Annotated in this window: 18 protein-coding genes, 1 tRNA gene and 1 pseudogene; 5 read left to right on the top strand and 15 right to left on the bottom strand. The window is 68.3% G+C overall.

Annotated elements, in window-relative coordinates; translation table 11 throughout:
- From E6O51_RS15950 to E6O51_RS15930, 5 genes are all read right to left on the bottom strand, one after another.
- Positions 1–1,428, bottom strand: a complete 1,428-nt coding sequence (locus E6O51_RS15950; RefSeq protein ID WP_168735300.1) for a DUF4118 domain-containing protein — start codon at positions 1,426–1,428, stop codon at positions 1–3.
- Positions 1,429–1,474: 46 nt separating this feature from the next.
- Complete coding sequence (locus E6O51_RS15945) at positions 1,475–2,149, bottom strand: DedA family protein (protein WP_136386001.1); 675 nt, start codon at positions 2,147–2,149, stop codon at positions 1,475–1,477.
- Between the two features lie 105 nt (positions 2,150–2,254).
- Entirely contained in the window at positions 2,255–3,538 is a 1,284-nt protein-coding gene (locus E6O51_RS15940; protein ID WP_136386000.1) for a TRAP transporter large permease, read from the bottom strand.
- Positions 3,535–4,248: a TRAP transporter small permease gene (locus tag E6O51_RS15935; protein ID WP_136385999.1), complete on the bottom strand. Its 714-nt coding sequence runs from the start codon at positions 4,246–4,248 to the stop codon at positions 3,535–3,537. The genes E6O51_RS15940 and E6O51_RS15935 overlap by 4 nt, the downstream gene beginning before the upstream one ends.
- Positions 4,249–4,323: 75 nt before the next feature.
- Positions 4,324–5,328 carry a TRAP transporter substrate-binding protein gene (locus E6O51_RS15930; RefSeq protein WP_136385998.1) on the bottom strand — a complete coding sequence of 335 codons (1,005 nt, stop codon included), beginning with the start codon at positions 5,326–5,328 and terminating at the stop codon, positions 4,324–4,326.
- Positions 5,329–5,523: 195 nt separating this feature from the next.
- On the opposite strand from E6O51_RS15930, the gene E6O51_RS15925 reads away from it, so the two are divergent.
- Complete coding sequence (locus E6O51_RS15925) at positions 5,524–7,539, top strand: sensor histidine kinase (protein WP_136385997.1); 2,016 nt, start codon at positions 5,524–5,526, stop codon at positions 7,537–7,539.
- Positions 7,536–8,141 (top strand): response regulator transcription factor, encoded by a 606-nt coding sequence (locus E6O51_RS15920; RefSeq protein WP_136385996.1) that lies wholly within the window; start codon positions 7,536–7,538, stop codon positions 8,139–8,141. Before E6O51_RS15925 ends, E6O51_RS15920 begins: the two co-directional genes overlap by 4 nt.
- An 81-nt stretch (positions 8,142–8,222) precedes the next feature.
- Here the strand turns inward: E6O51_RS15920 and tilS are convergent, their stop codons facing one another.
- From tilS to E6O51_RS15900, 4 genes are all read right to left on the bottom strand, one after another.
- The gene (gene tilS / locus E6O51_RS15915; RefSeq protein ID WP_230976814.1) at positions 8,223–9,545 is read right to left on the bottom strand and encodes a tRNA lysidine(34) synthetase TilS; all 1,323 of its coding nucleotides are present in this window, start codon (positions 9,543–9,545) and stop codon (positions 8,223–8,225) included.
- Between the two features lie 13 nt (positions 9,546–9,558).
- Positions 9,559–10,527, bottom strand: coding sequence for an acetyl-CoA carboxylase carboxyltransferase subunit alpha (locus E6O51_RS15910; protein ID WP_136385995.1), 969 nt, complete (start codon positions 10,525–10,527; stop codon positions 9,559–9,561).
- Positions 10,528–10,660: 133 nt separating this feature from the next.
- Positions 10,661–11,326, bottom strand: coding sequence for a Bax inhibitor-1/YccA family protein (locus tag E6O51_RS15905; protein ID WP_136385994.1), 666 nt, complete (start codon positions 11,324–11,326; stop codon positions 10,661–10,663).
- Between the two features lie 46 nt (positions 11,327–11,372).
- Complete coding sequence (locus E6O51_RS15900) at positions 11,373–11,714, bottom strand: HPF/RaiA family ribosome-associated protein (protein WP_136385993.1); 342 nt, start codon at positions 11,712–11,714, stop codon at positions 11,373–11,375.
- A 159-nt stretch (positions 11,715–11,873) separates the two neighbouring features.
- Here E6O51_RS15900 and nhaR point away from each other — a divergent pair, with 159 nt between their 5' ends.
- Positions 11,874–12,896 (top strand): transcriptional activator NhaR, encoded by a 1,023-nt coding sequence (nhaR, locus tag E6O51_RS22280; protein ID WP_136385992.1) that lies wholly within the window; start codon positions 11,874–11,876, stop codon positions 12,894–12,896.
- Positions 12,897–12,945: 49 nt separating this feature from the next.
- Here nhaR and E6O51_RS15890 read toward each other — a convergent pair.
- The 5 genes and pseudogenes from E6O51_RS15890 to E6O51_RS15870 all read right to left on the bottom strand — a co-directional run.
- Positions 12,946–14,115 (bottom strand): annotated as a pseudogene (locus E6O51_RS15890) (putative bifunctional diguanylate cyclase/phosphodiesterase); the annotation flags it as partial.
- A 108-nt stretch (positions 14,116–14,223) separates the two neighbouring features.
- Complete coding sequence (locus E6O51_RS15885; RefSeq protein WP_211091435.1) at positions 14,224–14,607, bottom strand: response regulator; 384 nt, start codon at positions 14,605–14,607, stop codon at positions 14,224–14,226.
- Between the two features lie 135 nt (positions 14,608–14,742).
- On the bottom strand, positions 14,743–15,375 hold the full coding sequence (locus E6O51_RS15880; RefSeq protein WP_136385989.1) for a response regulator: 633 nt from the start codon (positions 15,373–15,375) through the stop codon (positions 14,743–14,745).
- A complete protein-coding gene (locus E6O51_RS15875; RefSeq protein WP_136385988.1) occupies positions 15,372–17,921 on the bottom strand; it encodes a sensor histidine kinase in 2,550 nt (849 codons plus the stop codon). Before E6O51_RS15875 ends, E6O51_RS15880 begins: the two co-directional genes overlap by 4 nt.
- Before the next feature lie 263 nt (positions 17,922–18,184).
- Positions 18,185–18,269: transfer RNA gene (locus tag E6O51_RS15870), tRNA-Leu, on the bottom strand.
- 66 nt (positions 18,270–18,335) lie between these two features.
- On the opposite strand from E6O51_RS15870, the gene queA reads away from it, so the two are divergent.
- Together queA and tgt are read left to right on the top strand one after the other, a co-directional pair.
- Positions 18,336–19,400 carry a tRNA preQ1(34) S-adenosylmethionine ribosyltransferase-isomerase QueA gene (gene queA, locus E6O51_RS15865; protein ID WP_136385987.1) on the top strand — a complete coding sequence of 355 codons (1,065 nt, stop codon included), beginning with the start codon at positions 18,336–18,338 and terminating at the stop codon, positions 19,398–19,400.
- On the top strand, positions 19,390–20,502 hold the full coding sequence (gene tgt / locus E6O51_RS15860) for a tRNA guanosine(34) transglycosylase Tgt (RefSeq protein WP_136385986.1): 1,113 nt from the start codon (positions 19,390–19,392) through the stop codon (positions 20,500–20,502). Before queA ends, tgt begins: the two co-directional genes overlap by 11 nt.
- A 305-nt stretch (positions 20,503–20,807) precedes the next feature.
- Here the strand turns inward: tgt and E6O51_RS15855 are convergent, their stop codons facing one another.
- The gene (locus tag E6O51_RS15855; RefSeq protein WP_211091434.1) at positions 20,808–24,071 is read right to left on the bottom strand and encodes a calcium-binding protein; all 3,264 of its coding nucleotides are present in this window, start codon (positions 24,069–24,071) and stop codon (positions 20,808–20,810) included.
- Positions 24,072–24,101 lie beyond the last annotated feature (30 nt).

Here is a 24,101-nt window from a genome sequence, read left to right as displayed (position 1 = left end):
CTATTCCTCGGCCACCGCCGGGGGGGTGCCCAAGGGTAGCAGAACCTTGACGCAGGCGCCGCCGTCGGGCCGGTTGCGGATCTCGATCTCGCCGCCGTGGGCGGCCACGATGCGGTGGCAGATCGCCAGCCCGAGCCCCATGCCCGGCACCGCGGATTCCGGGTTGCCGCGCTCGAAGAGTTCGAACAAGCGGCCGAGCTTGCGCTCGGGAAAGCCCTCGCCGCGGTCGCAGACCTCGATGCAGGCGCGCCGGCCGGTCTCGTCCACGTGTGTGGATATCTCGATGGGTGCGCCGGGCGGCGAATACTTGGCGGCGTTATCGATGAGGTTGCACAGCACGCGTTCGAGCAGCCCGGCGTCGAATTCCACCAGCGGCAGGCCGGGGGCGAGGCGGACCTTGACCGGATGGTCCGACAGTTGCGGTCGGAGCAGGCGCAGGCTGGCGGAGATCACGTCGTCGAAGAGGTTCCACTGGCGGCGCAGGCGGGTCTTGCCGGTCTGCAGGCGGACCATGTCGAGCACATTGGAAAGCAGCCCGCCCAGCGCACGCGCCTGGCGCAGTAGTGCGAGCGCGGTGTCGCGGGCGCCGGGGGGCAGCGGCTCGCGGGAACTGTGCAGGCTGTCGGCCAGGCCGATCAGCACCGTCATCGGCGTGCGCAGGTCGTGCGACAGGGCGGCCAGCACCGAATTGCGCAGACGCTCCGCGCTGATCTCGACCTGGCTCTCCTGGGCGAGCTGCACGTAACGCACGCGCTCCAGCGCGGTCGTCAGCAGCGAGGCCACTGCCCGCAGCCTGGCTTCCTCGGCCGGCTCGGCCGCGCTGCCCGCCTCACCCTCCACGTACAGGGTGCCGAGCGGCGCGTCCGCCTCCCCCAACGGGTAGGCCGAGCCGGGCGGCGCCGACGCCGGCTCGCCGCCCACGTGCAGGGCCATGCGATGGCCGTGGCGCGCGGAATACGCGGCCAGCGCGCCATGCACCTGATCCACGCTGGAACTGCCCGCCAGTTCGCACGCCAGCCCGTACAGGGAGCGGGTCTCCCTTTCCTGCCCGGCGTTGAGCGCCGCCTGGCGGCGCAGCCCCTCGGTGAGCTGGGCGGTGACGAGACCGACGGTCAGCATCACCGCCAGGGTGATGACGTACTGGACGTCGGTGGGGATGAAGCCGAAATGGGGCGGCACGACGACGTAGTCGAGCAGCACGACGTTGGCGCACGCGGTCAGCACCGCCGGCCCGCGCCCGAGGCGCAGGGCGACGAAGAACACCACCAGCAGGAACAGCATGGCGATGTTGGCCGGGTCGATGATCTCCCGCAGCGGCAGGGTCGCCACGCTGACCGCCAGGCTGGCGCACAGCGCCAGCGCCCAGCCGGCGATACGCTGGCGGCGCGCGTGCATGGGGTCGGAAGCGGGGCTTGCCGGGGAGGACATGTCCGCAAAGATACCGGACACCTCCGCCCCCGGCATAAACAAGGCGTCAAATTCCGCCGCGGGCCACCGCGCTGCGCTCGCGCCACCAGGCGACGAGCATGGGCATCAGCGACAGCACGACGATGCCGATCACCACCAGCGAAAGGTTGCTCTTGACCACCGGCAGGTTGCCGAACCAGTAGCCGAGCATGGTCAGGGGCGCGACCCACAGCGCGGCGCCGACCACGTTGAAGGACACGAAGCGGCGGTACTCCATGCGCGCCATGCCGGCGACGAAGGGGGCGAAGGTGCGGATGATGGGCATGAAGCGCGCGATGACGATGGTCTTGCCGCCGTGGCGGGCGTAGAAGGCCTGGGTGCGCTCCAGCGCACGGCGATTGAAGAAGCGGCTGTTCTCCCAGTGCTCCATACGGCGGCCGAAGTGCTTGCCTATGGTGTAGTTCAGCGTGTCGCCGAGCACCGCGGCGGCGAACAGCAGCACGATCAGCCACAGCGGGTCGAGCCCGCCGCCAGCCGCCAGCGCGCCGGCCATGAACAGCAGCGAATCGCCCGGCAGGAAGGGGGTGACCACCAGGCCGGTTTCGCAGAACACGATCAGGAACAGGATGGCGTACAGCCACACCCCGTATTCGGCGAGCAGCTCGACCAGATGGCGGTCCAGGTGGAGCAGCAGGTCGATGAAGAAGGCGGCCGTATCGACGAGGAAGCTGAGGATTTCCATGGGCGCGATCATAGCCCAAAACACGATCCCCGCCGGGCGCGCGGGGCGCCGGGGCGGGGATCGGAGGGTGTTACGCGCCGCCCGGTTGGACGGCGCAGCCTTGCGTCAGAGCATGCCCAGGGTCTGCGGCAGCCACAGGGAGATCGCCGGGATGTAGGTGACGATGACCAGGAACACCAGCATGGACAGCAGCCACGGCCACACCGCCACGGTCAGCTCGGTGATGCCCATCTTGGTGATGCCGGACGCCACGTAGAGGTTCAGGCCCACCGGCGGGTGGCACAGGCCCACTTCCATGTTCACCACCATGATGATGCCGAAGTGCACCGGGTGGATGCCCAGGGCGATGGCGATGGGGAACAGGATCGGCGCCAGGATCAGCACGATGGACGAGGGCTCCATGAAGTTGCCCATGATCAGCATCAGGATGTTGGCCATGATCAGGAAGCCGATCACGCCGATGCCCGCGCCCATCATGAAGTCGGCCATCGCCTGCGGAATGTTCTCGTGCGTGAGCAGGAAGGAGAACAGCACCGCGTTGGTGATGATGTAGAGCAGCATCGCGCTCATGTTGGCCGAGTTCAGCAGGACCTTGGGCACGTCGCTCATCTTCAGGTCCTTGTACACGAAGACCGCGACGAAGAAGGCGTATACCGCGCTCATGGCCGCCGCCTCGGTGGGCGTGAAGATGCCGGTGTAGATGCCGCCCATGACCACGACGATCAGGAACAGGCCCCAGGCCGACTCCCTGAACGCCCTCGCACGCTCCCCCCAGCTCGCCTTCGGCAGGCGCGGGTAGCCGAAGCGGCGCGCCCGGTTCCAGGTGGTGAAGCCGAGAAAGCCCGCGAGCAGCAGGCCCGGAATCACGCCGGCCATGAACAGGGCGCCGACCGAGGTGTTGGTGGACACCGAGTACATCACCATGACGATGGACGGCGGAATCAGGATGCCGAGCGCGCCCGAGGTGGTGATGACGCCCGCGCCGAACTTGTTCGGGAAGCCCTGCTTGACCATCGCCGGCAGGATGATCGAACCGATCGCCACCACGGTCGCCGGGCTGGAGCCCGACACCGCAGCGAACAGGGCGCAGGCCACCACGCCGCCCAGGCCCAGGCCGCCGTGCCAGTGGCCGACCATGGAGGTGGCGAAGTTGATCATGCGCCGCGCCACGCCACCGTGGGTGAGGAAGTTGCCGGCGAGGATGAAGAACGGGATCGCCATGATCTCGAACTTCTCGATGCCGGTGAACAGCTTCAGCGCCACCGACTCGATCGGCACCTGCGTCATGGTGAACAGGAAGGTCAGCACCGTGAGGCCGAGCGAGATCGAGATCGGCATCCCGGTGAGCATCAGTGCCAGCAGGATGATGAAGATGATGGCGGCGCTCATTGCTTGTCTCCCTTGCCGGCATCGCGGCCTTCAGGGCCTTCTTCGCCGATCTGCTTGTGCTTGAGGTCGTGCGGATGGAGGTCGTCGCCCATGTCGTAGGGGTTCGCATCCACCGGCAGGTGTTCCTCGTCGATGCCGTCCACGTGGCCGTGGTCATGGTGCGGCAGCTCACCGGTGCGGATGAAGCTCACCATCACCTGCAGGAAGCGGAAGCACATCAGGTAGGAGCCGAGCGGGACCGCGGAATAGACCATCCAGGTCGGCCATTCCAGGTCGGGGGTGACCGGACCCTCGTAGAGATCGCCGGTGTCCAGGCCGAGCCAGGACAGAATCTGGTAATGGGCGCCGTTCTCCAGCACGAAGGTCAAACCCAGCGTGCCGACGATGCCGGTGAACAGTGCGCCCGCGCCCAGGCCGAAGATGATGAACCTGCCCCGATTCTGGGTGGACAGGCGGTTGATCAGCACGTCCACGCCCACGTGGATGCCGGTGCGCACGCCGTAGGCGGCGCCGAACTTGGCCATCCACACGAACATGATGATGGTCAGCTCCTGCGCCCAGCCCATGTTGATCGACAGCAGCGCATCCTGCAGCGGAGGATAGTCGATGCCGGTACCGTAGCGGTGGGCGACGGAGACGAAAATGATGAGCGTCGCCGCCCCCATGAGGAAGGTGATGAGCCATTCCTCGATGTGGTCGAGTATTTTCATTTGGAGATCTCCCGGTGCGAAAACGCCCGCCGGGTGCAATGCACAGGGACCGGCGGGCGCTGCAGGGCTGGGGGTTTACAGCTTGTTCGGGTCGAAGCTGGTGGCTTCGTAGATCGACTTGATCAGGTCGCCGCCAATGCGCGACTCCATCTTCTTGTGCACCGGCACCAACGCCTTCTTGAAGGCCAGGCGTTCTTCGGTGGAGAGCTGGTACACCTCGGTCTTGCCCGCCTTCCTCACCGCTTCCAGGGCCTGGTCGTTCTCGTCCTTGGCGATCTTGTTGGCATACTCGGTGGATTCCTTGATCGCGCGGTCGAGCTGGGTGCGCACGTCGGCGGGCAGGCCGTCCCAGAACTTCTTGTTGGTGATGACGGCATAGCCCAGGTAGCCGTGCTCGGTCAGCGCCAGGTGCTTCTGCACCTCATGCATCTTCTGGGTGTAGAGGTTGGAGATCGGGTTCTCGGTACCATCGACCACGCCGGTCTGCAGCGCCTGATAGACCTCGGAGAAGGCCATCACCTGCGGCAGCGACTTCAGCTCGCGCATCTGCTCTTCGAGCACCTTGGACGACTGGATGCGCATCTTCTTGCCGCGCAGGTCGTCCGGCTTCTTGATCGGGGTGTTGGCGGAGAAGGACTTGAAGCCGTTGTCCCAGTAGGCCAGGCCCTTGATGCCCTTGGGCTCCAGCTTGGCGAACAGTTGCTGGCCGACGGGGCCGTAGGTCACCTTGTGCAGGGCTTCGTAGTTGTCGAAGATGAAGGGCAGGTCGAAGGCTTCGAAGTCGCGCACGCCCAGCGGGCCGAACTTGGCCAGGGACGGGGCGAGCAGTTGCACGGCGCCGAGCTGCAGCGCCTCCATCTCTTCCTTGTCCTTGTACAGCGTACTGTTGGGATAGACCTCGACCTTGACCGCGCCGCTGGTGTATTGCTCGGCGAGTTCCCTGAACTTGTCGGCGGCCTTGCCCTTGGGCGTGTCCTGGGCCACGACGTGGCTGAACTTGATCACGATCGGGTCGGCCGCGGCAGCGGTGGCGGTCAGGCCGGCGGCAACGAGACCCAGCAGAAGTGCACGGATTTTCATCACTCTCTCCTCCAGTTGAACAACGTACGCACTGAATGCGTTCTTCGATCCCACGCGGCGGACGAGGCGCCCGGCGCGCGAAAACCTCCCGTGACGGACGAGCCCGTCGGAAAGTTCGGCAGTATTGTTCCGCGCCCGTACGCGACGCTATTGTGGAATACCGCAAGCGGCCCTATGGGTGTATAAAGCCGTTCGATGTCCGCGACCTCCCCCGCCCCGCTGCCTTCCTCCCCGACGACCGCGCCGCGCGACGCGGCCGGCGCCGGGCGCGGCCGCTGGCTGGGCACGCTGCTGCCCTACTTCATGCTGGGCCTGTTCGTCGCCACCATCGCACTGCTGGTCTGGCTCACCCGCGAGTATGACACCGAAGAGCAGCAGACTACACTGATCAGCGACGTGCTGTGGATGGAACAGAACCTGCGCTTCCAGCTCGACCGCAACGAAGCCATCCTCCAGCAGCTCGGCCCCGACCTGCTGCGCACCCCGCGCCCCCCGGCCCAGGCCGAGGCCCAGTTGCGCCAGCTCATGAGCCAGGACCGCGGCATCGTCCGCGTGCTGTGGCTCGGTCCGGACGGCGGCATCCGCGGCGCCCTGCCGCCCCGCACCGACAGCGAACAGATGGACGAAACCGGCGGCGCCGTGCCCTCGGAATCGATCGCCCGGCTCGCCCGCGCCGTGGGCCGGCCGGTGTACGGCCCCGCCTATCCTGCGGCCGGCGGCGAATACCACTTCGAAGTGCATGCGCCGGCCTGGTCCGGTGAAGCCTTCCTCGGCACGGCGGTGGCAGTGTATTCCCTCTCCGATCTGGTCAGCCGCGAACTGCCGTGGTGGTTCTCCGAACGCTACCGGGTCGCGGTGCTCGACCCCGACGGCCGCGAGATCGCCGCCAAGTCCAAGATAGCACCGCTCGAAACCCACCGCAGCTACACCACGCCCTTCGACCCGCCCGGCCACGGCCTGACCCTGCGGATCACCGCCTACAAGGGCGAGATCCGCTGGATGCCGGTGCTGCTGATCGCCTCCATCGTGCTGTTCGGCACCGTCATCGTGTGGAGCGTGTGGCAGTTGCGCCGCCAGCTCGCACGCCGCCAGGCGGCGGAGGCGGCGCTGCGCCGCGAGACCGCCTTCCGCAGGGCGATGCAGGATTCGGTCATCACCGGCCTGCGCGCGCGCGACCGCCAGGGCCGCATCACCCATGTGAACCCCGCCTTCTGCCGCATGACCGGCTACCCGGCCGAGGAACTGATCGGCACCCTCCCGCCCATGCCCTACTGGGACCCGGAACAGCTCGACCGCACCCAGGAGGTCCATGATGCGGTCCTGCGCGAAGGCACTCCGCCCGACGGCCTCGAAATGTCGCTGCGGCGCAAGAACGGCGAGCGCTTCGACGCGCTGATCTTCGAGGCGCCGCTGATCGACAGCGAAGGCCGCCACACCGGCTGGATGGGTTCGGTGCTGGACATCACCGAACAGAAGCGGGCGCGGGAACTGGCGCGCCAGCAGGACGAGCGCCTGCAGGCCACCGCGCGCCTGGTGACCATGGGCGAGATGGCCTCCACCCTGGCCCACGAGCTCAACCAGCCCCTGGCCGCCATCGCCAGCTACAACAGCGGCTGCGTGAACCGCCTCGACGCCGGCCAGCTCGACCCGGCCGAACTGCGCACCATCCACGAGAAGATCGCCCGCCAGGCGCGGCGCGCGGGGGAGATCATCCGCCGCGTGCACGACTTCGTGCGCCGCTCCGAACCCAAGCACGAGGCGCTCGACATCAACGCGCTGATCCGCGACGCCGTCGGCCTCATCGAAGCCGACGCGCGCAAGCGCCAGATGCGCATCGTCAGCGATCTGCAGCCCGGGCTGCCGATGGTGCCCGCCGACCCGGTGATGATCGAACAGATCATCGTCAATCTGGTGCGCAACGGCATGGACGCCATGCGCACCACGCCGCCCCGCCAGCGCGAGGTTACCGTGAGCACGCGACTGCACGGCGACGGCGTCGAAATCCAGGTGCGCGACCGCGGCTGCGGCATCGACGCGGGCACCGCCGCGCGCCTGTTCGAACCCTTCTTCACCACCAAGCCGGAAGGAATGGGCATGGGCCTGAACATCTGCCGCTCGATCGCCGAGCTGCACCACGGCCACCTGACGTTTGACCCCAACCCGGCTGGCGGTACCATCTTCACCCTTACGCTACCCACCGAACGCTCATGAGCCAGGCATCGGCCCACATCATCGACGACGACGAAGCCATCCGCGACGCCCTCGAATGGCAGTTCCGCACGCGCGGCGTGCCGTGCACCCTGTGGCCGAGCAGCGAAGCCTTCCTGCAGGCCTGGCAGCCGAACTGGCGCGGCTGCATCGTGCTCGACATCCGCCTGGAAGGCATCAGCGGACTGGCCTGCTTCGACATCCTGCGCGGACGCCACTGCAACCTGCCGGTGATCTTCATCACCGGCCACGGCGACGTGCCGATGGCAGTGGGAGCACTGAAGAAAGGCGCCTTCGATTTCATCGAGAAGCCGTTCAACGACAACGAACTGGTCGAACTCGTGCAGCGCGCCATGGCCCACGATGCCGAGCGCCAGCGCGCCGCCGCCGACCGGGGCACGGTGGAGAGCCGGCTGGCCACGCTGACCGCGCGCGAGCGCGAGGTCATGGAACTGATCCTGGAAGGCAAGTACAACAAGGTCATCGCCGACGAACTGGCGATCTCCATGCGCACCGTGGAGGCCCACCGCTCGCGCGTGTTCGACAAGATGCAGGTGCGCTCGGCGGTCGAACTGGCGCAGATGCTCGCCACGCTGCGCGGCTGACGCCCCCGCAGGCAGGCCGTGCGGCCTTGGCCGCGATGCGGCGTTCACCGTGCCGCGGCCGCATCGCGGGCAAGCCCGCTCCTACCACACCGGCTCGATGCCGGCTTCGCCCGGCGTGCAGGCAAAGGCCGCGGCCACGCCAATGCCGCCGATCCATGCCACCGTGCCGTCGATCTCCAGCACCGGCAGGCGGTCGCGCATCCATGCCGGCACGCCCGCCTCCTGACACAGTTTCCTGAAGCTGCGTTCGGGCCGCCGTGCGTGCAGGCGCAGCCTGAGGCCCGGCCGCCGCCCCACCAGGCGCACCGCAGCCGCATGCTCCAGCGCCACACGCGCGATACCGCGCCCCTCCGCCGCCTCGAAGCGCACCACGCCGCCAGCCCAGGGCAGGACCAGTTCGCCGTGCCAGTCCTGCGGCTCGGCCGCGCCGGCGGCGGCGCGCTCCAGCCACACCCGGCCGCGATACACGGCGCAGGCCGCTTCCCCCAGCGCCAGGTACAGCGGATGCCGGGCGTCCGCCGTGCGCAACTGGCGCAGGGCTTCATGCAGGCGTGCCCGCGACGGCGCCGCCACCCCGAGGCGGCGCGCCTGCCAGCGCAGCAGGTTGGCGAGGCGGGCATCGGACAGGGCCAGCAGCGCCCCACGTTCGAGCCGCCGGCCGCCGCAGGCCGCCTCGTCGAGGGCAGCGAGTTCGTCGAGCAGGTCGCCGGCCTCGCGAAAATGCGCCGCCGCCCGGGCCAGCGCCGGCACCGCGGCAGGGAAACCGGCCTCGATCACGGGCAGCACGGAAAGGCGCAACGCATTGCGCGCGTAACGGCTGTCGGCGTTGCTCTCGTCCTCCACCCAGGCGAGCCCGCGGGCCCGCGCCCAGGCGAGAATCTCCCCGCGCCCGACGCCGAGCAGCGGACGCAGCCTGCCGGACGCACCGCCCACAGCCGGCTCGATGTCGCGCATCGCCCCCGCGCCGCGCAGGCCGGTGCCGCGCAGCAGGCGGAACAGCACGGTCTCGGCCTGGTCGTTGATGTGGTGGCCGAACACCAGCCAGTCGCACGCCAGCCCCGCCAGCGCGGCGTGGCGCACGCGCCGCGCCGCGGCTTCCGTCCCTTCCGGGTCGTCCCGGGGCACGGTGACGTGGAAAAGCGCGAACTCCACCTCCAGCGCGGCGCAGCGCCCGGCGCAGAAATCTGCCCAGGCGTCGGCGTTGGAGCTCAGGCCGTGATGGACGTGGGCCGCGCCCAGGCGGTAGCCGAAGCGCGGCCGCAGTTCGGCCAGCGCGTGCAGCAGGACGATGGAATCGACGCCGCCCGACAGGGCGCAGCACAGGCGCGCACCGGGCCGGACATCCGCCGCGGCGAGCACCGCGGCGACGGCCCCGACGGGGTCCGGGGCGACGGCGGAAGACACTTTGCCGGCCTCTTCAGGCCGCGGCCTGTTCCTTGTAGCGGCCGTAGCTCATCAGCTTCTCGAAGCGCTGTTCCACCAGTTGGGCCGGGGTCAGGTCAGCCACCTGGCGCAGCGCGTCGGCGAGCGCGCGCTTCAGGCTCTGCGCCATGGTGCGAGGGTCGCGGTGGGCGCCGCCCACCGGCTCGCTGACCACCTTGTCGATGAGGCCCAGGGATTTCAGCCGCGCGGCGGTGATGCCCATGGTCTCGGCCGCCTCGGACGCCTTGTCCGCGCTCTTCCACAGGATGGAGGCGCAGCCTTCCGGCGAGATCACCGAATAGGTGGAGTACTGCAGCATCAGCACCTGGTCGCCCACGGCGATCGCCAGCGCGCCGCCGGAACCGCCTTCGCCGATGATGGTGCTGATGATGGGCACCTTGAGTTCGGCCATCACGTACAGGTTGTGGCCGATGGCCTCGGACTGGCCGCGCTCCTCGGCACCGATGCCGGGATAGGCGCCCGGCGTGTCCACGAAGGTGAACACCGGCAGGCCGAACTTCTCCGCCAGCCGCATCAGGCGCAGCGCCTTGCGGTAGCCCTCCGGGCGCGGCATGCCGAAGTTGCGCGCGATCTTTTCCTTGGTGTCGCGCCCCTTCTGGTGGCCGATCACCATGCAGCTCTGGCCGTTGAAACGGGCCAGGCCACCGACGATGGCCTTGTCGTCGGCAAAGGCGCGGTCGCCGTGCAACTCCTCGAAGTCGGTGAAGATCAGTTGCGCGTAGTCCAGCGTGTAGGGGCGCTGGGGGTGGCGCGCCACCTGGGCGATCTGCCAGGGCGAGAGCTTGGCGTACAGGTCCTTGGTCAGCGACTGGCTCTTGGTCTCCAGGCGGGCGATCTCCTCGGAAATGTCCACGGCGGAGTCGTCCTGCACGAAGCGCAGTTCCTCGATCTTCGCCGCGAGGTCGGCCAGCGGTTGTTCGAAATCCAGAAAGGTGGTCTTCATCTGACCCGTCCAAACTTGAGAGGCGCGTATTGTACCCCCACCCCCGTCCGGGGAAAGGGCCGCATGCGCCGGCGGCGGAAAATGCAAAACGGGCGGCCCGCAGGCCGCCCGTTTCCTTGCACTGCGACGGGGATCAATCGCTGTTCATGAAACCCAGCAGGTGCAGCAGGCTGGTGAAGAGGTTGTAGATGGACACGTACAGCGTGACCGTGGCCATGATGTAGTTGGTCTCGCCGCCGTGGATGATGTTGCTGGTCTCGTACAGGATGAGGCCGGACATCAGCAGCACGAACATCGCCGACACCGCCAGCGACAGCGCGGGCACGGAGAAGAAGATCGCCCCCAGGCCGGCCAGGAAGGCCACCAGGATGCCCACCATCAGGAAGCCACCCATGAAGGAAAAATCCTTGCGGGTGGTCAGCGCGTAGCCCGACAGGCCGAGGAAGATCGCCGCGGTGCCCCCCATGGCCTGCATGACCACGGCGTGGCCGTTGGGCATGGCCAGGTAGTACGACAGGATCGGCCCCAGGGTGTAGCCCATGAAGCCGGTCAGAGCGAACACCGCGAGGATGCCGCCGGCGCTGTTGCGCAGCTTGGTGGTCAGGAACAGCAGGCCGAAGTAGCCGACCAGGGTCAGGATCACCCCCGGATGCGGCAGGCCGAGCGCCATCGAAACGCCGGCGACGACGGCCGAGAAGGCCAGCGTCAGCGACAGCAGCACATAGGTGTTGCGGATGACCCGGTTGGTCGAGAGGACGGAAGCCTCCGAGCGGGTCATGGTGGCGATGCGGTTTTCCATGGAACGTCTACCTCCTGCAAATGAAACTGTTTCGTCGATTCCGTATTCAGGCGCCGGCCAGGGCCGCCGCCGGCAGCCGCAGCCCCTGGCGCTGCCGGCCCAGCCGGCTCGCCAGCACGCGGGCGACGCGCTCGGCGGCGCGATCCACCGCGGTGCGCACTTCCAGTTCGGTGATGGCGAAGATCACGTCCGGCAGGTTGCGCAGGCGTAGTTGTACCACGCAACGCTTGTCCGTGCCGCCGCGCGGGCCGTTTACGTCGGCCACCTTCACACGCGCCCACTGGATATGGCTGCGGAAGCGGCCGATGGCGAAACGCATCCGCCTGGCCACGTATTCCTTCAGCCCCGGGCTGACTTCCACTCCGTCACAACGCAGATCGATACGCATGCACGTTCTCCTCTTATTGGTCTGACAACTCGGCACGCCGATGGACGACATGCCGAATGCTACGTCTCAGACTGTTCGGTAAAATCCGAGTTCAACTGAATCTTTGTCCGGTTTTCTCGAACAGAGGTTTCATCCGGTCCCCTTCAACTTAGGCGCGCCATGCTCAACTTCAAGCAGTTGCATCACTTCTGGAACGTGGCGCGCGCCGGCGGCGTGGTGCGCGCCAGCGAGCGCTCGGGGCTGGCGCCGCAGACCCTGTCCGGGCAGATCGCGGCCCTCGAGGCCAACCTGGGCGTGACCCTGTTCCGCCGCCAGGGCCGACGCCTGGCGCTGACGGAAACCGGGCAGATGGTGCTGACCTACGCCGAGGAAATCTTCCGCATCGGCAGCGAACTGGAAGAGGCGCTCAGCAGCCGCGCGGCCGGGCGTATGCTGCCGTTTCGCGTCGGCGTGGCGGACGTGGTGCCCAAGGCCATTGCCTGGGTACTGCTGGCCCCCTCCCTGTCGCTGCCCGAGCAGGTGCGCATCGTCTGCCGCGAGGACAAGCTCGACAGGCTGCTCGGCGATCTGGCGGTCCACAAGCTGGACGTGGTGCTGGCCGACAGCCCGCTGCCCGCCCACATGGACGTGCGCGGCTACAGCCACAAGCTGGCCGAATCCCCGGTCAGCCTGTTCGCCGCCGAGGGGGTCGCCGGCACGCTCACGGGGGCCTTCCCGGCCTGCCTGGACGGCGCCCCGCTGCTCTTGCCGGGCACCGAAGCCGCGGTGCGCGCGCCGCTGCTGCACTGGCTGGAGGGCCGCCGCATCCGCCCGCGCATCGTGGGCGAATTCGACGACAGCGCGCTGATGACCGCCTTCGGCGAAGCCGGCGCGGGCGTGTTCATCGCCCCCTCGCTGATCGCCGACCAGATCTGCCGCCAGCACGGCGTGCGCCGCATCGGCGAAGCCAGCGAGGTGGCCCAGGCCTTCTACGCCATTTCGGTGGAGCGCCGCCTGACCCATCCGGCGATCCGCGCAGTCAGCCGGGCGCGCGATACGGAGGAACTCACCAGTCCGGCGCCGAGTGCGCCGCCTCCGGCTGCAGCGGCTGCGGGCCCTGCGGACGCGGCAGCAGGTGTCCGGGCAGGCGTACCCCGTCGCGCATCATCTGCGCGCACGCCGAAGGGCACAGCGGACGGCTGAACAGATAGCCCTGCATCTCGTGGCAGAGCACCCCGTGCAGGAAGCGCAACTGGGATTCGGTTTCCACTCCCTCGGCGACCACGGTCAGCCCCAGGGCGCGCGCCAGTTCGATGATGGTGCGCACGATGGCCGCGTCGTGGGGGCTGTCGTCGAGCGCGCCGATGAAGCTGCGGTCGATCTTGAGCTTGTCCACCGGCAGCCGGCGCAGGTAGGCGAGCGAGGAATAGCCGGTACCGAAATCGTCGATGGCGATCCCCACCCCCAGCCCGGCCAGATGCTCCAGGGTGCGCGCGGCGCTGTCGAATTCCTCCATCACCGCGGTCTCGGTGATTTCCAGTTCCAGCAGCGTCGGCGGCATGCCGGTCTCGGCCAGGATGTCGGCGATGCGTTCGGCCAGTTGCGGGACCGCGAACTGCCGCGGCGAGAGATTCACCGCCAGGCTGCCGGGATCGAGCCCCTGCGCCCGCCACTCGACGAACTGCCGGCAGGCTTCGCGCAGTGCCCATTCGCCGATGGGCACGATGGCCCCGCTCTCCTCGGCCACCGGGATGAACTCATCCGGACTCACCGCGCCGCCGTCCGGGCAGTCCCAGCGCAGCAAGGCCTCCCAACTGCGCACGGCGCCGCTCGCCAACGCGACGCGGGGCTGGAAGACGAGGAAGAACTCGTTGCCGGCCAGGGCGCGGCGCAAGCGTCCGAGCAGGAACTGCCGGCGGCGCACCTGCGCCCCCATGCCGGCCTCGTAGCATTGCCAGTTGCGCCGCCCGCGCTGCTTGGCATGCTGCAGCGCCAAGTCGGCGTGGCTGTGCAGTTCGCTGGACGACTCGCCGTGCTGCGGATACAGCGCCACACCGATGCTGGCCTGCTGCAGCAGGTGCAGTTCACCGCACAGGAAGGGTTCGTCGAAGCATTCCAGCAGGCGTTCGGCCTGCGCGCGCACGCCGTCCTGCGTCACGCCGTGCAGCAGCACCGCGAACTCGTCGCCGTCGAAGCGCGCCAGGAAGGCGCCGGGCGGCAGGTAGGCGTTCAGGCGGGCCGCCACCGCGCACAGCAGGCAGTCTCCGCAATCGTGGCCCCGGCTGCCGTTGACGCTGCGGAACAGATCCAGGTCGATCAGCAGCAAGGCGCCTCGGGCGTCGCGAAAGGCCAGCGCACGCTCGATCTCGAGCATGTAGGCGGAGTGGTTGGGCAAGCCGGTCAAGGCATCGCGGCAGCCCATGCCGGGGGAAGCGTCCTCCCCCGGACGCTCGCAGGCGCCGCTGCGCAGGGCGAGGCGTGACGGAAGCGGCTGCAGGGTCTTAGAACCGTTCGGCATGGATTCTTCCGCTCACGCGGCAAGCGGGCGTGCCGCGGAAGTGGGCGGCGCGACGAGGGATTTGAGGAGATCGAGCAGCCCCGGAAAATCGAGCGACTTGTCGAGGAACAGGCTGGCGCCGTGGGCGACGACATAGGCGCTCAGTTCGGTATGGTTGGAGAACACCACTACCGGCACGGCGGGACGGCAATGCCGCAGTTCGTGCAGCAGTTCCAGGCCGCAGCCGTCGGGCAGGTGTATCTCCAGCACCACCAGTTGCGGGGCGCCCTCGCGCAGCAGGACGCGCGCTTCGGCCAGCCGGCCGGCATAGGCGATGTCGGGCAGCGGCCCGTCGCCCAGCAGGCTGATCAGGCGCGCCCAGATCTCGCGATTGTCATCTACGACGAGGACGTTCATGTATGCCGTCATTTTTTTCGTGCCGTAATCTTGCCGGGCGCCACGGGCGGCGAGAATCGGAGGACGGCCTGATCTGCACTCGGCAAACGACGACCCGCTGTAGGGAAATCCCGACAAGACCGGGCGACAGCCCGGTCAACCGGTCAGGTCGTTCTGCACCGCGTAGCGCACGAGTTCCGCGGTCGAATGCACATCGAGCTTCTGCATCAGGCGCGCCTTGTGGGTGCTGATGGTCTTGGCGGAGATGCTCAATGCGGCGGCGATGTCGTTGAGGCTCTCGCCGCGGGCGATGCGCACCAGGACTTCGTACTCGCGGTTCGACAGGCGTTCGTGCGGACGCTGCTCGCCGGCGAGCGAGGTCTCGAACACCAGTTTCTCGGCCAGCATGGGGTCGATGTGGCGCCCCCCCGCTGCCACCTTGCGCGCGGCGGCGAGCAGCACCTCCGGTTCGCTGTCCTTGGTCAGGTAGCCGGTGGCGCCGGCCTTGAGCACGCGCGCGGTGATCTGCGCCTCGCCGTGCATGGTGAGCACCATGACCGGCAGGTGCGGATGCTCGTCCCTGACCCGCCGGACCAGTTCCGCGCCGTGCGGGCCGGGCATGCTCATGTCGGTGATCAGCAGATCGATACCGCCCTGGCGCAGGCGCTCGACCACCTCCCAGCCGTCCCTGGCCTCGGCCACCACTTCCATGTCCGCGGCAAAAGCCAGCACCTGGCGCACGCCCTGGCGCACGATGGCATGGTCGTCGGCGATGAGGATGCGGATCATCGGTCCTTCCCGTTGAAGTTGTTGAGGGGCATCTCGACCCGCAGCAGGGTACCCTGGCCCAGGCCGCTGACGAAGCGCGCGCCGCCGCCGAACATCCGCGCCCGCTCGCGGATACCCATCAGGCCGAAGGTCTTCTTGCCGCGCACCACGGCGGGGTCGAAGCCCACGCCGTCGTCGCGCACTTCGAGCACCACCCGGCCATCGCGCTGGACGATGCGCACCTCCACGTTGGCGGCGCGGGCATGGCGGCTGACGTTGGTCAGCGACTCCTGCAGGATGCGGAACACCACGGTGGCGCGGGCATCGTCCAGCGCCAGTTCGTGCTCGGGCAGGTCCAGCGTGCAGTTGACCCCGGAACGCCCGCGAAACTCGCCCACCAGCCATTCCGCGGCCGACACCAGGCCCAGGTCCAGCGCCGCCGGGCGCAGACTGCTGGCCACGCTGCGCACCACCTTGATGGTGCGGTCGATGAGCTTCTTCATGCCGCTCACCTTCTGCGCCAGCGCGGGATTGTCCTCGCCGAAATGCAGTTGCAGCAGGGCGGCGTCCATGCGCAGGGCGGTCAGGTACTGGCCCAGTTCGTCATGGATCTCGCGCGCGATGTGGGCGCGCTCCTCCTCGCGCAGCTTCTCGTGGTAGGCCGCCAGGTCGCGCAGCTTCTGCCGCGAGCCGACCAGTTCCGCCTCGCGCACGCGCTGCTCGGTCACGTCCTCGACCGTACCCATGGCGCCGCTCAGCCGGCCCGCCCGGTCGAACTCCAGTTCGGCGCGCTCGCGCACCCAGCGCACCTGCCCGTCGGCGACGATGCGATGCTCGATGTCGTAGGGCGCGCCGCCGAGTGCCGCCTCGTAAGCGGCGTCCAGCCTGGGGCGATCGTCCGGGTGGGCGCACTCCAGGAAACGCGAGTAGGTCATCGGCGCGCCGGGCGGCAGGGCGAAGATGCGGTAGGTCTCGTCCGACCAGGTGATCTCCCCGGTACGCGCGCAGAAGTGCCAGCTCCCCACGTGCGCCAGGGCCTGGGCGCGGTTGAGCGCGTGCTCGGTGCGGGACAGCCTCACGATCAGCGGGCGCACGTGGCGGTACACCATGCCGCCGCCGCCCAGTGCAGCGAGCAGGATCACCAGCACGCCCGTCCACATCGCCGCGCGCAACGGCGCCTGCAGATCGGCCACGTCGGCTTCGAGCACCACGGCAGTGCCCGTCGCCGCCAGCGGCGCGTAGGCCACCATGACCTTGCGCTGGCGGTCGTCGTATACCTCGGCCACGCCCGACTCGCCCGCCAGGGCGCGCACCATCGGCGCGGGCGCCTGGGCCGCCTGCCGGCCGCCGTGCCGGCTGGGGAAACATCGCTCAACGGCCGGATCGCCACCGCGTCCGCAGACGAGCACATCGCCGCGGCGTGCGTCCGCGGCGACGCGTTCGGAGAGCAGATCGAGGGGCGGGAACGGCATTTCCACCACCAGTTCGCCGCGCCCGGACCCAAGGGCATGCCGGCTCTCCACCCACCAGCCGCCGTGCATGAACAGCGCCTTGCCGCCCGCGCCCCGCAGCGGCAGACGCGCCTGGTTCCGCCGCACGCCATCCTGCGCGGCCGCCTCGATGCGAATCGAGATGCTGCCCGCCGGCACGCCGACCGCTGCCGCAACGGGCACGAACCAATCCAGCGCCCCGCTTTCCACCCGGCGCCGGGCCTCCCCCACGACGCCATCGAGCGCGCGCAGTTCCGCCTCGGCCAGTTGCAGATGGACGCGCAGCGACTCGGCCAGGGCATCGCGATGCACCTGCAGGCCGACGCGCGCGAGCAGGCCGCTGATCAGCACGCCGCCGATCACCAGCATCGCGAACAGCCCCACCACGCTCAGCGCGAAGACGCTGCGGTCCGGACGGCCGCGGAAATACCGTTCCACCGGCGGCGTGCCGACGGCCATGCGGCACATCGCCAGGGCGAGCACCAGCACGCCCAGCGCGGTGACCATCCCCATCTGCGCGGACTCGCTGCCGGATCGCATCAGCAGCGGCGCGTCCATCCACTGGCCGAGCGCACCGGCGAGCCCCATCGCCAGCAGCGTGGAGAGCAGGACGAGCCAGAGCTTCACCCCGCGCGCATCGGCAAGCCGTGGCAGGGAGTACAGACAAATGGCGGCGAGCAACAGCGCCAGCGCCGAGAACGGTGACATGCGTCCGGGCCAGTAGCCGGGCAGATCCGGCATGCGGCGCGTATCGAGCACGAAGCGCAGCACTCCATCCGCCGGATACAGTCCGCCTGCCGCCTGCACCAGCGGCAGCAGCGCGAGCACGCCGGCGCCGACGACCAGCCCGTCGGCCGCGCGCGCCACACCGTGCCGGCGGCACACCACCGCCGCTCCCAGCAGGGTGAGCGCGAGCAGCGTATTGGTTCCGCATGGCTGCACCAGGGGCAGCCAGCGCAGCAGGAAAACCGGGGCGAGGACGGAGGCCAGGGCGAGCGGCAGGCTGACGAGGACGAGCCCCGCTCCCAGCGCGGCGGGCAGATGCGGCAGGCGTTGCGGATCGAACTCGATCGGCATTCCGTTCGATCCGAACGCGTTTGGTGAAGCTGAAGTCATGGCTCGGCCGGGCAGAGGCGCAAGTCGCCATCCGGATGACGTTCGATTCGACCAGAAGCCACCAGGATATGCAAGCGCTAGCCGCAAACTGTACACACAGAACCCCCCGGTTCGGGCATGTCGGCGGCAAGGCCGGCGCAGCCCTGGCGGATCGGCGCCCCATACCGGGCAAGGGGGTTTCTGCTAGAATCCGCGGCCTCGGACGAGCGAGGGACGAGGGGCCGTGGTGCCGGGAGTGGGACTCGAACCCACACACCTTGCGGCGGCGGATTTTGAGTCCGCTGCGTCTACCGATTCCGCCATCCCGGCCCGGGAAGCCCTGCATTATCCCCGAACACGGACGCACGCGGCAAGCTGGTGTCCTGAGTTGCAAAAATGCCCCTGACCCTGAACGACTTCGACTACGAGCTGCCCCCCGCGCTGATCGCCCAGGCCCCCCTGCCCGAGCGCAGCGCCAGCCGCCTGCTGGTGGTGGAGGACGGCCAAGAGATGGACCGCCCCCTTGCTGATCTCCATTTCGCCGACCTGCCGACCCTGTTGCGCGCCGGCGACCTGCTGGTGTTCAACGACACCCGGGTGATCCACGCCCGCCTGCACGGCACCAAGGACAGCGGCGGCCAGGTGGAAGTGCTGGTGGAACGCGCCGTCGGCCCCCACGAGGCGCTGGCCCAGGTGCGTGCCAGCAAGTCCCCGCGCACCGGCAGCCGGATGCGCCTGGCCGGCGCCTTCGAGGTGGAGGTGCTGGGGCGCGTGGGCGAGTTCTACCACCTGCGCTTTCCGGCCGGCGAGGACCTCGTCGACCTGCTCGAACACCATGGCAAGCTCCCCTTGCCGCCCTACATCCGCCGCGACGCCGGAGACGCGGACGAAGCCCGCTACCAGACCGTGTATGCCCGGGAAAGGGGCTCGGTGGCAGCTCCCACCGCCGGCCTGCACTTCGACGACAACCTGCTGGAGCGCCTGAAGGCCCAGGGCGTGAAGCTCGCCTGGCTGACGCTCCACGTGGGCGCCGGCACCTTCCAGCCGGTGCGGGTGGATGACCTGGGCGAACACCGCATGCACGCCGAGCGCTACGTGATCCCGGCCGGGACCGTGGCCGCCATCGAGGCCACTCGCCAGGCCGGCGGACGCGTCATCGCGGTAGGCACCACCAGCCTGCGCGCGCTGGAAGCCGCGGCCCAGGACGGGCCGCTTTCCGCCGGCAGCGGCGAGACCGAGATCTTCATCCTGCCCGGCTTCCGCTTCCAGGTGGCGGACTGCCTCATCACCAACTTCCACCTGCCCAAATCCACCCTGCTGATGCTGGTGTCCGCCTTCGCCGGCCTGCACACCATACGCCGCGCCTACGCCCACGCGGTGGCGCAGGGCTACCGCTTCTTCAGCTACGGCGACGCCATGTTCCTGACCCGCAATCCCGGTGCCGAACACGATGCGGTTTGAACTGCTGGCCACTTCCGGCGGTGCCCGCCGGGGCCGCCTGACGCTGGCCCACGGCGTCGTCGAAACCCCGGTATTCATGCCCGTGGGCACCTACGGCACGGTCAAGGCCATGACGCCCGAGGCGCTGGCCGGCGTGGGCGCGCAGATCTGCCTGGGCAACACCTTCCACCTCTGGCTGCGCCCGGGGCTGGAGGTGATCGCCGCCCACGGCGGGCTGCACCGCTTCATGGCCTGGGACAAACCCATCCTCACCGATTCCGGCGGCTTCCAGGTGTTCAGCCTGGGCGCGCTGCGCAAGATCAGCGAGGAAGGGGTCAAGTTCGCCAGCCCCATCGACGGCGCCCGCCTGCTGCTCACCCCGGAGATTTCCATGCACATCCAGACCGTGTTGGATGCGGACGTGGTGATGATCTTCGACGAATGCACGCCCTACCCCGCCACCCGCGACGAGGCGGCGAAGTCCATGCAGTTGTCCCGGCGCTGGGCTCGGCGCTCGCGGGACGAGTTCGACCGGCTGGAGAACCGCAACGCCCTGTTCGGCATCGTGCAGGGCGGCATGTACGAGGACCTGCGCGACGAATCCCTCGCCGCGCTGCAGGACATCGGCTTCCACGGCTACGCCATCGGCGGCCTCTCCGTGGGCGAGCCCAAGGAGGACATGGCGCGCATCCTGGCCCACACCGCCCCGCGCCTGCCCACGGACAGGCCGCGCTACCTGATGGGCGTGGGCACGCCGGAGGACATCGTGGCCGGTGTCGCCGCCGGCATCGACATGTTCGACTGCGTAATGCCCACCCGCAACGCACGCAACGGCTGGCTGTTCACCCGCTACGGCGACCTCAAGATCAAGAACGCCGTGCACAAGGCCGACACCCGCCCGCTGGACCCGTCCTGCGACTGCTACACCTGCCGCAACTTCAGCCGGTCCTACCTGCACCACCTGCACCGGGCGGGCGAAATCCTCGGCAGCATGCTCAACACCATCCACAACCTGCGCTACTACCAGGTGCTCACCGCCGAGTTGCGGGAGGCCATCGCCGCGGGTCGCTTCGAGGAGTACGTGGCGCGCTTCCGGCAGGAGCGCGCCACCGGCACGGCCTGAGAGGGGCAGCTTCGCGCCTTCAGGTCTGGGCGCAACAGGCTAGGCGCGAGCCGGACGTGGCCCGGATGCGGGCCGAAGGCCGGAATCCGGGACGGGCATGCCGGATAATAGATCGCGCGGGGCCTGCAGGTGCGGCCTCATCCCGCATCCCCTGCAGGACGAGCAGATGAGCATAGCGCCCGCCTTCGCACCGAGCCAGGTCGGCATGGGGGCCGGCCTCGACGATCTCGCCCTTTTCCATCACCACGATGCGGTCGGCCCCGCGCACGGCGGGAAACCCTCCGGCCCGCCGCGGCGCCATGACGCTACTGCCAGTTGGCCGCGATCACCGCATCGAGCGTCTCGCGATAACTGCCCGGCAGGCTGGTCTCGCCTGCGGCGGGGGGAGAAAACGCCGCCATGGCGGACACCAGCGCATCCACTTGGCTGTACAGCAGCACCGCACCGTCACCAGCGTGGAACTCTTCTACGCGGTAAGTCGAATTCGAGTACCAACCATTGATCGTCACCCGGTCGCCGGTGCCGATCACGCCCACCAGCAGGCTGTTGCCGCTACGGCTGAACCAGAGCTGATCGGCGGCGATGTCCTCACCGAAAACAAGGCGGTCGGTATTGCCAGACGTTGTGTCGTAGTCGGATACCGTATCCTGTCCATCTCCACGGCCAAAGCGGTAAATGTCGTTACCTGCGTTTCCCTCCAGCGTGTCATTACCTATCCCGCCGTAAAGCGTGTCAGATCCAGCACCGCCGGACAGCCAGTCGTTGCCGGCTCCGCCGTCGAGCACGTCCGCGCCAGCCTCTCCGTACAGGGAATCGTTGCCTTCGCCCCCGTACAGGGTGTCGTCGTCCGCGCCCCCCTTCAGCGTATCGTTGCCCACCCCGCCGTCGAGCAGGTCCGCGCCGGCTTCTCCCTGCAGCGAATCATTGCCCTCGCCGCCATACAGCGTGTCGTCACCCGCCGCCCCGTTGAGCGTGTCGTTGCCCAGGTCACCGTCGAACAAGTCTGCCCCGTTCAGGCCCCGGATCGAATCCGCCCCATCCGTTGTCGCCAGCGCCCGTTCAACAAGCTGTGCCAGCGTCCACTCCGTACCGTCCGCAAAGCGCACCACTTGCACCGGATTGTAGGTATTGGAAGGGCTGTCGCTGTAGAAGAAATACTCCGCTGTCACCCGGTCCGCACCACCGGCCAGCGTGAGCACCAGGCTGTTACCCGAGCGACGCACGCCCACCTCACCAGGCGCCACATCCGCCTTGAACTGCAGCACGTTGTACTTGCCCGACGACGAGTCGGAATCCGAATTGATCGTGTCCTGGCCGTCACCATGGCCGAACAGATAGGTGTCGTTGCCCACCCCGCCGGACAGCCAGTCGTTGCCGGCCCCGCCGTCGAGCATGTCGGCCCCGCCCTCCCCATACAGCGAATCGTTGCCTTCGCCCCCGTACAGGGCGTCGTCGTCCGCCCCTCCCTTCAGCGTGTCGTTGCCCACCCCGCCGTCGAGCACATCCGCACCGGCTTCTCCCTGCAGGGAATCGTTGCCTTCGCCGCCGTACAGCGTGTCGTTACCTGCGGCCCCGTTGAGCGTGTCATGGCCCATGCCGCCGTCGAGTAGGTCTGCCCCGCTCATCCCCCGGAGCGAATCTGCTCCGTCTGTGTTGGTCAGCGCTCGTTCGACAAGTTGCGCCGGCGTCCACTCCGTACCGTCCGCAAAGCGCACCACCTGCACCGGGTTGTAGGTATTCGATGGACTGTCGCTGTAGAAGAAATACTCTACCGTCACCCGGTCCGTGCCACCGGCCAGCGTGAGCACCAGGTTGTTGCCCGAGCGCTGCGCGGCCACCTCTTCGGGTGCCACCCCCGCCTTGAACTGCAGCACGTTGTACTTGCCCGACGACGAGTCGGAATCCGAATTGATCGTGTCCTGGCCGTCGCCATGGCCGAACAGATAAGTGTCGTTGCCCACCCCGCCGGACAGCCAGTCGTTGCCGGCTCCGCCGTCGAGTACGTCCGCGCCGGCGTCCCCGTACAGCGAATCGTTGCCTTCGCCCCCGTACAGGGTGTCGTCGTCCGCGCCCCCCTTCAGTGTGTCGTTGCCCACTCCGCCGTCGAGCACGTCCTCACCGCCTTCCCCGAACAGTGAATCATCGCCTTCGCCGCCGTACAGTGTGTCATTGCCTGCGGCCCCGTTGAGCGTGTCGTTGCCCAGGCCACCGTCGAGCACGTCTGCCCCGCTCATCCCCCGGAGCGAATCCGTCCCGTCTGTGCTGGCCAGCGCCCGTTCGACGAGTTGTGTCGGCGTCCACTCCGTACCGTCCGCAAAGCGCACTACTTGCACCGGGTTGTAGGTATTCGATGGACTGTCGCTGTGGAAGAAATAATTCACCGTCACCCGGTCCGTACCACCTGCCAGCGTAAGCACCAGGTCGTTGCCCGAGCGCCGCACGCTCACCTCATCGGGCGACACCCCCGCCTTGAACTGCAACACGTTGTACTTGACCGACGACGAGTCGGAATCCGAACTAATCGTGTCCTGACCGTCGCCGTGGCCGAACCAATAGGTGTCGTTGCCCGCGCCGCCGGACAGCCAGTCGTTGCCGGCCCCACCGTCGAGCACGTCGGCCCCGCCCTCCCCGTACAACGAATCGTTGCCCTCGCCCCCGTACAGGGTGTCGTTGTCCGCCCCACCGCTTAACGTATCGCTGCCCGCCCCACCGTCGAGCAGGTCCGCACCACCCTCGCCGTACAGCTTGTCGCTGCCCTCCCCGCCGTACAGCATGTCGTTGCCTGCGGCCCCGCTGAGCGTGTCGTTACCCGGGCCCCCATCGAGCACATCCGCTCCAATCACTCCCCGGATTGAGTCTTCCCCAGTCGTAGTCACTAACGCCCGCGCGACAATCTGTGCCAACGTCCACTCCGTGCCATCCGCAAAGCGCACCGCCTGCACCGGGTTGTAGGCGTTCGACGGGCTGTCGTCATCGAAGAACAATGTCACCGTCACTTGGTCCGAGCCACCGGCCAGTGTGAGCACCAGGTTGTTGCCCGCGCGCCGCGCGGCCACCTCTTCGGGCGCCACGCCTGCCTTGAACTGCAGCACGTTGTACTTGCCCGGCGATGTGTCGTAATCCGAACTGATCGTGTCTTGTCCGTCGCCGTGGCCGAACAAATAGGTGTCGTTGCCCGCGTTGCCATACAACCGGTCGTTGCCGGCCGCGCCGTCGAGAATGTCGTTGCCGTTGCCCCCGTACAGCGTGTCGTCGCCTTCACCGCCGTACAAGGTGTCGTTGCCGTTGGCCCCGCTCAGCGTGTCGTGGCCCCCTCCCCCATACAACTGGTCATCCCCACTCCCGGCGCTGATCGAGTCGTTCCCGCCCTGCCCGAAAATCTCGTCCCCGTCCGCCGTTCCGGCAATCTGCCCCGAACCGACAATCAGCCCGAGCGCTTTGAGGTGAGCCTGCGTACCCGCATCGAGCGGCGCTTCGCCCGCCCATGCCACGATCCGCTCGGCGCCGCTCCACCCCAGCGAAGCCAACGCATCGCCCTGGTATTTTTGCAGTTCGACCAGACCGAGCAATCCGTTGGCCGGGTCGTTGGCATACGCTTC

It is taken from the genome of Pseudothauera rhizosphaerae, from assembly GCF_004801305.1.
Lineage (GTDB): Bacteria > Pseudomonadota > Gammaproteobacteria > Burkholderiales > Rhodocyclaceae > Pseudothauera > Pseudothauera rhizosphaerae.
The sequence above is the reverse complement of the archived record's forward strand: the minus strand, read 5'-3'. Positions and strand labels throughout refer to the sequence as shown.